Source organism: Mesorhizobium sp. M1088 (genome assembly GCF_040318575.1).
Taxonomy (GTDB): Bacteria; Pseudomonadota; Alphaproteobacteria; order Rhizobiales; family Rhizobiaceae; genus Mesorhizobium.
The window spans coordinates 56,726-70,105 of the sequence record NZ_JAMYMO010000002.1 but is presented as its reverse complement, the minus strand read 5'-3'; the positions used below and the strand labels follow the sequence as shown (position 1 = coordinate 70,105).

Below are 13,380 nucleotides of genomic sequence, written 5' to 3'. Positions count from 1 at the left end.
TGCCTGATTTTTACGCAAATATAGTTTCGCAACGCTATTGTCCAATTTAGGCCGTGTCGAACATGGTGGCCGAAGCCTGCTCGGGATTGAGGAAGATGCTGCGCGGCCACGATATCTGCACGATAGCGCCCTCGCCGGGCTCGCTTGAATTGCGGAAATCGAGCGTCGCGCCGGAGCGTTCGAGCAAGGTCTTGGCGATGAATAGGCCGAGGCCGAGGCCGCCGCCGGCTTCGGTGCCTTGTCGCGTCGACATATAGGGTTCTCCGATACGGTCGATGATCTCCGGTGGAAAGCCCGGCCCGTCGTCGATGATCGAGAAGCTGACGGCGGCTTCATTCCAGTTCCAGCGCACTGTCACGCTGTTGCGGGCGAAGTCGACCGCGTTCTCGACCAGATTGCCGAGGCCGTAAATGACGCCGGGATTGCGCCGGCCCACCGGCTCCGGGCCGATGCGCTCGCCCGGCCGAAGCTTGATCGAAATGCCGAAATCGCGGTGCGGCGCCGTCACCTCCTCGACCAGCGAGGTCAGCGGCAGGCGCGAGAGGTGCACCTCGCTCTCGGAGGACAGGCTGGTCAGGCGCTTCAGGATTTCGCGGCAGCGCTCGCTCTGCGAACGCAGCAGCTTCACGTCCTCGCCGTATTTCGGATCTTCGCCAAGCGCCTTCTCCATCTCCTTGGCAACAAGCGTGATGGTGGCGAGCGGCGTGCCGAGTTCGTGCGCGGCGGCCGCGGCGAGGCCGTCGAGGGCCGAGAGATGCTGTTCTCGCTGCAGCACCAATTCCGTGGCGGCAAGCGCGTTGGCAAGCAGCCGCGCCTCCTCGGCCACCCGGAAGGCATAGATCGCGGTAAAGGCGATGGAGCAGAACACCGCCATCCACATGCCGGCGACATAGATGAACGGCATCGCCAATGGCGCCCCCTCATGCCAGGGCAGCGGCAGGTGGTAAAAGACCAGCAGCGTCGCCGCCACGATCACCAGCGCGCCGAGCATGGCGGTCAGCCGCAGCGGCAGCGACGTCGCCGAGACGACGACGGGCACGGTCATCAGCAGCGAAAACGGATTCGTAAGGCCGCCGGTCATGTAGAGCAGGCCGGCAAGCTGCAGGCTGTCGAAGGTCAGGATGGCGAAGGCCGAGAACGGGGTAAGCCGATGCGCCGCCGGATAGCGGAAGGTCAGCAAAAGGTTCATCCAGGCCGAACAGGCGATCAGCGCAAAACACATGCTGACCGGCAGCGGAAATTTCAGCCCGTAAGCGACGACAAGCACGGTCAGGCTCTGGCCGACGATGGCAAGCCAGCGCAACCTGATCAGCGTATTGAGGCGCAGCCGCTGACTTTGCTGGAAGTCGGGTGCGTGCAGGATGTTTATCATGGGCGGTGATTATAGAGGGGAAACAGTCGGAGGTCTTTTCCGAAAACCGCCGAAGCTGGGCCGGTTCGGGATGACAGTCTGGAAGCATCAGGTACCGCGCGGCTTGGCGCGGCTAGTGGCGGCGGCGAGAAGCGGGTTCTCCGGCCAGACATGCCTGGGATAGCGGCCGCGCATCTCTGCCCGCACATCGGCCCAGGAGCCGCGCCAGAAGCCGGGCAGGTCGCGCGTCGTCTGGATCGGCCGGTGCGCCGGCGACAGCAATTCGAGCGTCAGCGGCACAGTGCCGTTGGCGATCGCCGGATGCCGGTCGAGGCCGAACAGTTCCTGCACGCGGATCGCCAGCACCGGCCATTCGCCGTCATAGCGGATCGGCAGCCGGCTGCCCGACGGCGCGTCGAAATGGGTCGGCGCCAATGTGGCGATCTTGCGCTGCAATTCGTGCGGCACCAGCGTCATCAGGCCTTGCGAAAGCACGCTGGGATCGATTGCCGCAAAGGATGCCGCGCCGGAAAGGAACGGCAGCAGCCAGTCGTCGAGGCGCTCGAGGAGCGCGGCATCGGAGACATCGGGCCATGGCACGCCGAGGCCGCGATGCAGCCAGCCGAGCCGCTGCCGCAACGTCTCCGCCTCGCTGTTCCACGGCAACAGGGACAGGCCGTGTTCGCGCAAGGCGTCGAGGATGGCGCGATCCGCGTCGGCACCGGTCGGCGCCGGCAGCATGCGTTCGGACAGCGTGATGGCGCCGAGGCGAACCGTTTCGCGCACCCGCACCGCGCGCCTGTCGCGGTCGAAGCTCACCTCGCGGCGGGCCTCGATCTTTTCCGCCAGCGCCGTGCGGATGTCGGCCTCATCGATGGCTGCCGCTGCGGTGATGCGGGCGTTCTGCGCCTTGCCCTGCAGGTCGGCGACGACGAGCCAGGTCTCGCCGGCCAGCGGATCGGAGGCGTCGAGCATGGCGCCCGAGCCGTTGGCAAGCACGAAGCGGCCACGCTCGCCGCGCGCTTTGGCGACCCGATCCGGCCAGGCATGGATGAGGAGAGCGCCGGCTGTGCTGCCCTCCCCCTTGAGGGGGTCGGAAGGACGGGCGAGACCCGTGGCTCGCCCCGGCGCGTCGATCCGCGTACCGGATAGGGGTGGGGCCGCTTCGGGCACGCCATCGACGACTCCGCCCCGTCTCGCTCGTCTCGCTGCGCTCGGCTCGCTTGCCGACCCTCCCCTAGAGGGGAAGGGTGAAGCCTGCTTTGCCAGCCTCTCAGCCAGCTGCCGGGCGGCGGTGGCGCGCGGCGATCTTTCGGCGCGAAAGCGCAGCAGCCGCCGTTCGAGATCGGCACCATCGCCGCCAAGGCCACGCTCGGTCAATAATACGGCGAGCATCGCCGCCTCGAGCGCCTCTCCGGTCCTTGCCGCCTCGGCGACCATATGGGCAAGCCGCACCGGTAGCGCCAGCCTACGCATCGCGGCACCGGCATCCGTCAGGCGTCCTGCCGCATCGACAGCATCGAGCGCACGTAGCAGTACCCTCGCCTCGGTGAGCGCCGGAGCCGGCGGGGGGTCGAGGAAGGATAGACTGGTCGGATCGGCGACGCCGAACGCTGCGCTATCGAGCAACAGGCCGGAAAGATCGGCCTCGAGGATTTCCGGCGGCGTGAAGGCCGGCAGGGCCGCCGTCTGCTCGGCCCGCCACAACCGGATGGCGACGCCCGGCTGCGTGCGCCCGGCACGGCCGGCGCGCTGGTCGGCGGAAGCGCGGGAAGCACGTACCGTCTCCAGCCGCGTCAGGCCGCTCGCCGGTTCATAGCGCGGCAGCCGCGACAGGCCGGAATCGATGACGACGCGCACGCCGTCGATGGTGATGGAGGTTTCGGCGATCGACGTCGCCAGCACGACCTTGCGGCGGCCGAGCGGCGCCGGCTTGATCGCCGCGTCCTGCGCCTTGTTGTCGAGCATACCATAGAGCGGCACGATGTCGGTATCGGCGCCGACCTTGCCCGCCAGCCGCTCGGCGGTGCGCTCGATCTCGCGCTGGCCGGGCAGGAAAGCGAGCACGCTGCCCTCCTCCCCGGCAAGCGCCGAGCGGATCGCCTTGGCCATGGCGTCCTCGATGGTGACGCCGGCCGGCCGCTCGTCATAGCGGATGTCGACCGGGAAGGCGCGGCCTGCGCTCTCGATCACCGGCGCGCCGGACAGCAATTTTGCGACACGCGCGCCGTCGAGCGTTGCCGACATCACCAGCAATCTGAGTTCGGGCCTCAGCGCACCCTGCACGTCGAGCGCCAGCGCCAGCCCGAAATCGCCGTCGAGCGAGCGTTCGTGGAACTCGTCGAATAGCACCGCCGCGACACCAGGCAGTTCCGGGTCGTCGAGGATCATGCGGGACAGCACGCCTTCGGTGACGACGAGAACCCTGGTCTCTGCGGAACTGCGGTTTTCCATGCGCATGGCATAGCCGACGGTTTCGCCGGGCTCTTGGCCGAGCAATTCGGCCATGCGGCGGGCGGCAACGCGGGCGGCGAGGCGGCGCGGCTCGAGCAGGATGATCTTTCCGGCGCCGAGCCATTCAGCGTCGAGCAGCGCCAGTGGAACCAGCGTCGTCTTGCCGGCACCGGGCGGCGCCACCAGCACGGCGCTGTTACCATGGCTCAGCGTTTCATTGAGCGCCGGCAAGACAACGGAGACCGGCAGGTCCGGCAAGGGTTTTGTCGTCATTGTGCTATGCTGTGCAGCCAGTTGGCAGCAACCGCATATCAGCGGTGGCGGTCGCGGCGCAACCTCGGCGCCGACTCAAAGCCTGGTCCGCGAAAACGGGTTCCAGCGCACCGTGCCGAGCCGCACCTCCTCGCGCACCATGGTCAGCAGGCCGGAACCGCCGACCACGGCCAAACCGACCAGCGACAGAAAATCCGGATATTCCCTGAAAAACAGCGCACCCAGAACCACCGCCCAGACGATCTGCGAGTAATGCGTCGGCGCGATGCGGTTGGCCGGTGCGTATTTGACCGCCAGCAGATGCAACAGCTGGCCGCCGGCGGTAAAGGCGCCGGCCAACACCAGCCAAGCCCATTGCCTGCCATCCGGCAGCGAGAACGAGGTAGCCGCCGCACCGGCGCCGTTGAAGAGCAGGCCGTAGCCGATCAGCACGCCGAGCATCGTCGTGCGCTTTTCCTGCGCGGCGAGCGAACGCATCAGGATCACATTGGTGGCGGCCAGGAAGGCGATGATGAACGCCGCCAGATGACCAAGATGCAATTCGCGAAACCCCGGCCTGACGACCAGCATGACCCCGGCAAAGCCGGCGACCACCGCCAGCCACCGCCACGGGCCGACCTTCTCCTTGAGGACCAGCGTGGCTAGGATGGTGACGAACAGCGGCGCCAGAAAGATGAGCGCATAGACTTCCGCCAGCGGGATGGTGGTGAAGGCATAGACGCTGAGCACGCCCGAGGCGATGCCGGCCCAGGCCCGGGCCTGTACCGCCCAGGGCCGGTTGGTGCGCCAGAAATCGAGCCAGCGCTCGCCTGCCGGCCTGGCAAAGAGCAGAAAGCAGCCGGCAAACAATGTCGAGAAGAAGCCGATCTCGAAGACGTTGAACTGCCCGCCCAGGCTTTTGACAACGGCGTCGCTGCACGAATAGCTTGCATAGGCGATGAGTGCGAGCAGAATTCCGTTGGGCACGTTTTTCCATTTCCGGGAGAGATGAGAGTGAAGATATTGGCGCTTGGCGCGCATTCGGACGACATCGAGATCTTCATGTTCGGTACGATGGCGGCCTATGCCGCGCAAGGCGCAGAACTCTTTTTTGCCATAGCCACGGATGGCACCAGGGGCGGCTACGGCGATCCCTCAGCGCTGGCCCGCACGCGCCGCAAGGAGGCGACGGCGGCGGCCGGCCTGCTTGGCGTGACGCCGCGCTTCCTCGACTTTCCCGATGGCGGGCTGGTCGCGGATGCCACGCTGATCGGGGCGCTCAAAGCACTGATCGGCGAGATAGGGCCGGATCTGGTGATAACGCATGCGCCGAACGACTATCATGGCGACCACCGCGCGCTGTCGGATGGCGTGCGCATCGCAGCGTCATTCTCGGTGCCGGTGCTACATGCCGACACGTTCGGCGGCACCGGGTTTGCGCCAACGCACTACGTCGACACCTCCAGGCATTTCGATCTCAAGGCGGAGGCGATCCGGGCGCACCAGTCGCAGGATCCCGAGCGTTTCGTCGACGCGGCGCGCACGCAGAACGCCTTTCGCGCCGGCCAGTGCAACGGCCCGGCCGGATCGTTTGCCGAGGCGTTCCGCTTCGAGCCAGTCTTCCCCTTCGCCGATATCCGCGCGCTTTTGCCGCCGGCCCCAGTGATCCGTCCGGTGGCCGTCAGCAACAAGACGGTGACCTAGACAGGTCGCCGCAACTTCTCACGTTGCTTTCCTGTCCAGCATGCTGCGGTGCAGCAACGAATTCGCTTGCCTTGTTTAGTAAAAATTGCATCACTAAACAAATTACTAAACATCCGGTGCGCCGCCGCGTCGTTGTGTTTGGGCCCCCGAGGAGGGGTTTAGCGGGCTCTTGAAACCGTCATCCGGACGCGTTTCGCAAATGGGAGGAAGGCATGAAATCGACCTTGAAATTGGCGTTGGGACTGGCATCGACACTCTTTGCGTCGACAGCCGTTTCGAATGTCGCGCAGGCAGAAGATCTGACGCTTTGCTGGGCAGCCTGGGACCCGGCCAACGCGCTTGTGGAATTGTCCAAGGACTTCACCAAGGAAACCGGCATCGGCATGAAATTCGAATTCGTGCCGTGGACCAACTATGCCGATCGCTTTCTCAACGAGCTGAATTCGCACGGCAAGCTGTGCGACCTCATCATCGGCGACAGCCAGTGGATCGGCGGTGCCGCCGAGAACGGCCATTACGTCAAGCTGAACGACTTCTTCGACAAGGAGAAGATCAGCATGGACGATTTCGTGCCGGCGACCGTCGTCGGCTATTCGGAATGGCCGAAGAACTCGCCGAATTACTGGGCGCTGCCGGCCATGGGTGACGTGGTCGGTTGGACTTACCGCAAGGACTGGTTCTCCAAGCCGGAGCTGCAGAAGGAATTCAAGGAAAAGTACGGCTGGGATCTCGGCCCGCCGACGACCTTCGACCAATTGAAGCAGATCGCCGAATTCTTCCAGAAGCGCGACATCGACGGCAAGACCGTCTATGGCGCGTCGATCTACACCGAGCGCGGCTCGGAAGGCATCACCATGGGCGCCATGGACGTGCTTTACAGCTTCGGCTTCCAGTACGAAAACCCGAAAAAGCCCTACGAGATGGAAGGCTTCGTCAACTCCGATAAATCGGTGAAGGGCCTGGAGTTCTACAAAGCCCTCTACGATTGCTGCACCCCTCCCGGCGCCTCGAACAGCTACATGGGCGAAGGCGTCGATGCCTTCAAATCCGGCCAGGTGGCGATGCACATGAACTTCGCCTTCACCTGGCCAGGCCTGCAGAAGGACGAGAATGTCGGCGGCGACAAGATCGGCTATTTCGTCAATCCCAAAGGTCCGGACGGGGACCAGTTCGCCCAACTCGGCGGCCAGGGCATCTCGGTGGTCTCCTATTCCGACAAGCAGGAAGCCGCGCTCAAATACATCAAATGGTTCGCCAATAAGGACGTGCAGTCCAAATGGTGGTCGCTCGGCGGCTATTCCTGCCTCAACGCGGTCGTCAAGGACCCGGCCTTCCCGGCCAGCCAGCCCTATGCGCAGACCTTCCTCGACTCGATGGCCATCGTGAAGGACTTCTGGGCCGAGCCGAGCTATGCCCCGCTGTTGCAGGCATCGCAGAAGCGCTTCCACGACTATGTCGTTGCCGGGCAAGGCTCCGCCAAGGATGCGCTTGACGGCCTCGTCAAGGACTGGACCGAGGTCTTCCAGGACGATGGCAAGATGTAGCCGGGGCAAGATGTAAACGGCTCCTCCCGAGCCCGTGACCGAACCGTCCCGTGCCACTTGGCACGGGACACAGTTCAGATAAATTCCATTGTCGAGACGAGCCAAGTGACCGAAGCAGGACTGACCATGCTCAATCGGACGGCGGACAGCGTTGCCCGGGCTACGCCCGAGCCGTTGGCCCGCAAGGTCCGGGGCATCAGCGACAAGGGCCTCGCCTGGCTGTTCATCTCGCCGACGATCCTGTTGCTGTTAGCTATCAACATCTTTCCGCTGTTCTGGGCAATCTATCTGTCCTTCACCAATTTTCGCGCCAATCGGCCCAACGAGGTTGTGAAGAACCTCGGGCTGGCCAACTACAAGCGCATCCTCGCCGACCAGGACATCTGGATCGCCATGCAGACGACGGCGCATTTCGTGTTCTGGACCATCCTGCTGCAGACGCTGATCGGCTTCACTCTGGCCTGGTTGATCGACCGCAAGTTCCGCGGCCACGCCTTCTGGACGACCATCATCCTGGTGCCGATGATGCTATCGCCGGCGGTGGTCGGCAATTTCTGGCGCTTTCTCTACGAGCCGCAGATCGGGCTGTTCGCCTACGCCGTTTCGTTCGTCACCGGCATTCCGGCAACCGAGATCAGCATGCTCTCCAACGTGTCACTGGCGCCATGGTCGATCATCATCGTCGACACCTGGATGTGGACGCCTTACGTAATGCTGATCTGCCTCGCCGGCCTGCGCTCGATCCCCGAATACATCTACGAAGCGGCCGAGGTCGACCGCGCCTCCAACTGGCGGCAGTTCTGGTCGATCACGCTGCCGATGGCGCTGCCCTTCATCATGCTGGCGGTGCTGTTTCGCGGCATCGAGAACTTCAAGATGTTCGACATGGTCAATTTGCTCACCGGCGGCGGGCCGGGATCGACCACCGAAGTGGCCTCGATCACGCTGAAGCGGCAGGCCTTCGAAAGCTGGCGGACGGGCTATTCCTCGGCTTTCGCCATCATCCTGTTCGTCGCAGTGTTTGGCCTCGCAAACATCTACGTCAAGGCGCTCAACAAGGTGAAGCAGAGATGAGCCTGACGTCAGCCCATTCCGTTGTCGCGCCGTCGGCCACGTCGAAGCGCGTCGCCGGCGCCATCATCGTCGCCTACGCGCTGATCTCGATCGTGCCGCTGCTGTGGATCTTCGCCACCAGCTTCAAGACGCCGCCGGATTCGATCGCCTATCCGCCGAAGATCCTGTTCCAGCCCAGCCTCGAGGGCTACTGCAATTTGTTCTCGACCCGGACTCGGCAAACACCGGAATACATCAACTCGCTGGGACCGGCGACGGGCCTGTGCGACGAGACGGTGCGCAAGCGCAATATGGTGATCGCCGGCCCGTCCAACTTCATGCCGCGCTTCGTCAATTCGCTGATTATCGCGTTCGGCTCGACGTTTTGCGCGGTTTTCCTCGGCACGCTGTCGGCCTATGGTTTTTCGCGCTTCAAGGTGCCGCTGGCCGACGACCTTCTGTTCTTCATCCTGTCGACGCGGATGATGCCGCCGATCGCGGTCGCCATCCCGATCTACCTGATGTACCGGGAGCTTGGCCTGTCGGACACGGCTCTCGGCATGATCCTGCTTTATACGGCGGTCAACGTGTCCTTGGCGGTGTGGCTGCTGAAAGGCTTCATCGACGAGATCCCGCGCGAATATGAAGAAGCGGCGATGATCGACGGCTACACCAGGCTGCAGGCGTTCTGGCGCACGGTGCTGCCGCAGGCGACCACCGGTATTGCCGCAACCGCCATCTTCTGCCTGATCTTTGCCTGGAACGAATATGCCTTCGCTGCGCTGCTGACCTCGGGCACGGCGCAGACCGCGCCGCCCTTCATTCCGACCATCATCGGCGAAGGCGGTCAGGACTGGCCGGCGGTCGCGGCCGGCACGACGATCTTTCTGGTGCCGATCCTGGTCTTCACCATCCTGCTTCGCAAGCAATTGCTGCGCGGCATCACCTTTGGCGCGGTGCGTAAATGAGCATGACCGCAAAACGCAAATCGCGCTGGCCCGTCTGGGCCAGGCGCGGGCTGATGGAAAACGTCGCCACCGCGATCATCGCCATCGGCTTCCTGATGCTGTTCCAGCCCTTCGCACTGGTGCTCTACACCTATTCCTTCATCACCATGCTTGCGGGCACGGCGATGTTCATCATCGTCTCGAAATTTCCGGAGTAGACGATGGCCGAGATCAGGGTCGAACATCTGAGGAAGGCATTCGGCGATTTCGTCGCCGTGCAGGATTCCAACTTCGTCGTCGAGGACGGCGAATTCTTCGTCATGCTGGGGCCGTCCGGCTGCGGCAAGACGACGACGTTGCGCATGATCGCTGGGCTCGAACTGCCGACCGGCGGCAAGATCCTGCTTGGCGGCGAGGACGTCACCATGCGACGTGCCCGCGAGCGCGACATCGCCTTCGTCTTCCAGCTGTTCGCGCTCTATCCGCACATGAATGTGCGGAAGAACATCGGCTTTCCACTGCTGGCGCAAGGCATGCCAGGCGCTGAAATCCGGAGCCGAGTGGAGGAGACGGCGAAGCTTTTGCGGATCGACCATCTGCTCAACAAATCGGTCTCCGGGCTTGCCGGCGGCGATCGCCAGCGCGTGGCGCTCGGCCGCGCCATCGTACGGCGGCCAAAATGTTTCCTGATGGATGAGCCGCTCGGCACGCTCGACACCGAATTCCGCGACCTGATGGTCCATGAATTGCGAGAACTGCACAACCGCATCCACGCCACCACCGTCTATGTCACGCATGACCAGATGGAAGCGATGTCGATGGCCGACAAGATCGCGGTGATGAACCACGGCGTCATCGAGCAGTTCGGCACGCCGCGCGAGATCTACGACCGGCCGGCGACGATGTTCGTCGCCGACTTCATCGGCTCGCCGCCGATGAATTTCCTCGGCTTCGGCGGCGGGCTTTCAAAGGGCGCCAGGGAAATTGTTGTGCAAGGCGCGAAGGTGGCCGTGCCGGAGATCCGCGAGGACGTCGCGCCGGCCGAGATGGCGCTTGGCATCCGACCGGAGCACATCCGCTTCGACGACGCTTCGAAGCTGCGCGGTGCTATTTACGGCACGGAATATCTCGGCACCACTCAGATCGTCGCGGTGGAGACAGCGGACGGCATCATCAAGGCCAGGGTGCCGGCCGAAATCCGGCTCAATCCGGGCGATCATGTGGGCCTGGCGCTGAGCAGCGCGCGGCTGTCGCTGTTCGCAAAAGGATCCGGCCGTGCGGTGCGCACCGAAATCCATGACTCGGCCTCCCAGGGGAGAGCACATCATGGCTGACGTTCACATCAAAAGCGTGACCAAGGCTTTTGGCGAGCATGTCGCCGTCGACAATCTCGACCTGCATATCGCCGACGGGGAATTCGTCGTGCTGCTCGGGCCGACCGGCGCCGGCAAGACGACGACGCTCAGGCTGATCGCCGGGCTGGAGCGTCCGGAAGCGGGCTCAATCCATATTGCCGGCCACGACACGACGACGCTGTCGCCGGCCGAGCGCGACACCGCTTTCGTATTCCAGCAATATTCGCTCTATCCGCATCTGTCGGTTTACGACAACCTCGCCTTTCCGCTGCGCTCGCCAGCACGGAAAATGCCGGAGGATCAGATCCGCCGCCGCGTCGAGGACGTGGCCAAGATGGTGCGCATCCACCACAAGCTGAATAATCGCTCGACCAAACTCTCTGGCGGCGAGATGCAGCGCGTCGCCATCGGCCGCGCCTTGGTGCGCAAGCCGTCGATCTACCTGATGGACGAGCCGCTGTCGTCGCTCGACGCCAAGCTGCGCGCCGATCTCAGGCTAGAGCTGAAGCGCATCCAGGCGGAACTCGGCGCCACAATGCTCTACGTCACGCACGACCAGATCGAAGCGATGACCATGGCCGACCGCATCGGCATTCTCGCCGACGGCGTGCTGGTGCAGATCGGTTCCCCGCGCATGATCTATTCTGAGCCGGCAAACCTTCACGTCGCCGCAAGGCTCGGCCAACCGGCAATCAATTTGTTGCCGGTCGGACTGCTGCCGGATGGCGGCGCGCCGGCGGGAACAAAGACGATCGGTGCTCGTACCGAACATCTTTCGATCGAGAAGGTGGCGAACGGCCATGCCGACGGCGTCGTCGATTGGGTCGAGCATCTCGGCGACCAGAACCATCTGCATGTGACGGTGGGGGCCAGGAAGCTGGTGACGCTAACCGACCCCGACACCGACCTGGCGCAGGGCGACAGGATCATGATCCGCTATCGCTCGCCGCTGTATTTCGGCGCCGATGGGCGACGGCTGATGTGAGCGCTGCGCGAGTGTTTTCCTGGCACCTTTCAACCGGCAATTTCGGGCACCGGACTGGACCAATTCGATGAAGCATTTTTTCAATCGCAGGGATACGATCGTAACTGAGGCCCTGGACGGCTTCCTCGGTACGACCGGCGCCGGCGATCTCGCTCGCCTCGACGGCTATCCCGAGATCAAGGTCATTCTCCGCGCGGACTGGGATAAGACGAAGGTCGCGGTCATTTCCGGCGGCGGGGCCGGGCACGAACCTGCCCATGCCGGCTTTGTCGGCATTGGCATGCTGACGGCGGCGGTTTCGGGCGAGATCTTTGCTTCGCCGAGCGTGGAAGCGGTATTGGCCGCCATCCGCGCGGTGACCGGTCCCGCCGGGTGCCTGCTGATCGTCAAGAACTATACCGGCGATCGCCTCAACTTCGGCCTGGCAGCCGAGAAGGCGCGCGCCGAAGGTTTTCGGGTCGAGATGGTGATTGTCGCCGACGATATCGCCCTGCCGGACATTGCCCAGCCGCGTGGCGTGGCCGGCACCTTGTTCGTGCACAAGATCGCCGGCCACCTGTCGGAAGCCGGCATTGACCTGGCGACGGTTGCCGCTGCGACGCGGGCCGCGGCGGCGGATATCGTTTCGCTCGGCATATCGCTGTCATCCTGCTCGATCCCCGGTCAGAGCCATGACGAAAGATTTGGCGCCGACGACGCTGAACTCGGCCTCGGCATCCATGGCGAACCGGGCGTTGAGCGGATTGCGGTGCAAAGTGCCGAAAGGCTGGTTGCGATCATGTCGGAGCGCCTTGCCGCGCGGCTCGATCCGGTCAGCGACTACGCCTTGCTGATCAATAATCTCGGTTCGGTGCCACCGCTGGAAATGTTGCTTGTCGCCAATGCGGTATTGGCTTCACCGCTGGCACAAAAGGTGACGCTGACAATCGGGCCCGGGCAGCTTGTGACCGCGCTCAACATGAACGGCTTTTCCCTGTCGCTGATCCGGCTCGATGCGTCGCGCGAAGCGGCGTTGCGGGCGCCGGTAGGCCCTCACGCCTGGCTGCCGGCAAGAGCCGTTCGCCAAGCCAGCGTCGTGCCGATGGCCAAAGCCGCCGGCCCGAACAACGCGTCGAAAGCCAGCCAGGACGCACGCACCGACCGGTTGGTTGTCGCGGTCTGCGAACGGCTGATCTCGCTTGAAGGCGCGTTGAACGGACTGGATGCCAAGGCGGGAGACGGTGACACCGGATCGACTGTGGCGGCCGGTGCGCGCAGCGTGCTTGGCCGCATTGCGACACTGCCGCTCGCTGAGCCTGCCGCAACGCTCGCCGTCGTCGGCGACATCCTGAGCGCCAGCATGGGCGGCTCTAGCGGCGTGCTGTTGTCGATCTTCTTCACCGCCGCCGCGCAGGCGCTGGAGTCTGGCGAAACGCTTCCCAAGGCGCTTCTCGCCGGCCTCGATCGGATGTCCTTCTATGGTGGAGCGAGGGTCGGCGATCGCACGATGATCGATGCCCTGGAACCCGCCTTGAGGGCGCTGGATAGGGGGAGTCTGGAAGATGCGGCGGTCGCGGCGCAACGCGGAGCCGAGGCCACCGCTGCCATGCGCAAGGCCAAGGCCGGGCGGTCCGCCTATATTGGCAGCCAGCTCGACGGCGTGGTCGACCCCGGCGCCTTTGCCGTCGCCGAGGTCTTCACTGCCCTCGCTGCGTTGCTCGAACCCGCTTGACTGGGGAAAAGAATGCTTCAATTG

General features: G+C 64.1%; 11 protein-coding genes. 8 read left to right on the top strand and 3 right to left on the bottom strand.

The window, feature by feature from the left end; translation table 11 throughout:
* Nucleotides 1-46: 46 nt before the first annotated feature.
* From NKH49_RS03105 to NKH49_RS03095, 3 genes are all read right to left on the bottom strand, one after another.
* Nucleotides 47-1,372, bottom strand: coding sequence for an ActS/PrrB/RegB family redox-sensitive histidine kinase (locus NKH49_RS03105; RefSeq protein ID WP_352813812.1), 1,326 nt, complete (start codon nucleotides 1,370-1,372; stop codon nucleotides 47-49).
* A gap of 87 nt (nucleotides 1,373-1,459) precedes the next feature.
* A complete protein-coding gene (gene hrpB, locus NKH49_RS03100) occupies nucleotides 1,460-4,078 on the bottom strand; it encodes an ATP-dependent helicase HrpB (protein ID WP_352849795.1) in 2,619 nt (872 codons plus the stop codon).
* A 75-nt stretch (nucleotides 4,079-4,153) separates the two neighbouring features.
* Nucleotides 4,154-5,044, bottom strand: a complete 891-nt coding sequence (locus NKH49_RS03095) for a DMT family transporter (protein WP_352448474.1) — start codon at nucleotides 5,042-5,044, stop codon at nucleotides 4,154-4,156.
* Between the two features lie 27 nt (nucleotides 5,045-5,071).
* On the opposite strand from NKH49_RS03095, the gene NKH49_RS03090 reads away from it, so the two are divergent.
* From NKH49_RS03090 to NKH49_RS03055, 8 genes are all read left to right on the top strand, one after another.
* Nucleotides 5,072-5,761: a PIG-L deacetylase family protein gene (locus NKH49_RS03090; RefSeq protein ID WP_352919293.1), complete on the top strand. Its 690-nt coding sequence runs from the start codon at nucleotides 5,072-5,074 to the stop codon at nucleotides 5,759-5,761.
* Between the two features lie 212 nt (nucleotides 5,762-5,973).
* Nucleotides 5,974-7,305: an ABC transporter substrate-binding protein gene (locus tag NKH49_RS03085; protein ID WP_352454682.1), complete on the top strand. Its 1,332-nt coding sequence runs from the start codon at nucleotides 5,974-5,976 to the stop codon at nucleotides 7,303-7,305.
* A 126-nt stretch (nucleotides 7,306-7,431) separates the two neighbouring features.
* Nucleotides 7,432-8,379, top strand: a complete 948-nt coding sequence (locus tag NKH49_RS03080; protein WP_031211681.1) for a carbohydrate ABC transporter permease — start codon at nucleotides 7,432-7,434, stop codon at nucleotides 8,377-8,379.
* The gene (locus NKH49_RS03075; protein WP_352448471.1) at nucleotides 8,376-9,326 is read left to right on the top strand and encodes a carbohydrate ABC transporter permease; all 951 of its coding nucleotides are present in this window, start codon (nucleotides 8,376-8,378) and stop codon (nucleotides 9,324-9,326) included. The genes NKH49_RS03080 and NKH49_RS03075 overlap by 4 nt, the downstream gene beginning before the upstream one ends.
* Entirely contained in the window at nucleotides 9,323-9,523 is a 201-nt protein-coding gene (locus NKH49_RS03070) for a hypothetical protein (RefSeq protein ID WP_023676334.1), read from the top strand. The genes NKH49_RS03075 and NKH49_RS03070 overlap by 4 nt, the downstream gene beginning before the upstream one ends.
* Nucleotides 9,524-9,526: 3 nt before the next feature.
* Nucleotides 9,527-10,639: an ABC transporter ATP-binding protein gene (locus tag NKH49_RS03065; RefSeq protein WP_023676333.1), complete on the top strand. Its 1,113-nt coding sequence runs from the start codon at nucleotides 9,527-9,529 to the stop codon at nucleotides 10,637-10,639.
* The gene (locus NKH49_RS03060) at nucleotides 10,632-11,645 is read left to right on the top strand and encodes an ABC transporter ATP-binding protein (protein WP_352925174.1); all 1,014 of its coding nucleotides are present in this window, start codon (nucleotides 10,632-10,634) and stop codon (nucleotides 11,643-11,645) included. Before NKH49_RS03065 ends, NKH49_RS03060 begins: the two co-directional genes overlap by 8 nt.
* 67 nt (nucleotides 11,646-11,712) lie before the next feature.
* The gene (locus NKH49_RS03055) at nucleotides 11,713-13,356 is read left to right on the top strand and encodes a dihydroxyacetone kinase subunit DhaK (protein WP_352925172.1); all 1,644 of its coding nucleotides are present in this window, start codon (nucleotides 11,713-11,715) and stop codon (nucleotides 13,354-13,356) included.
* Nucleotides 13,357-13,380: the final 24 nt, after the last annotated feature.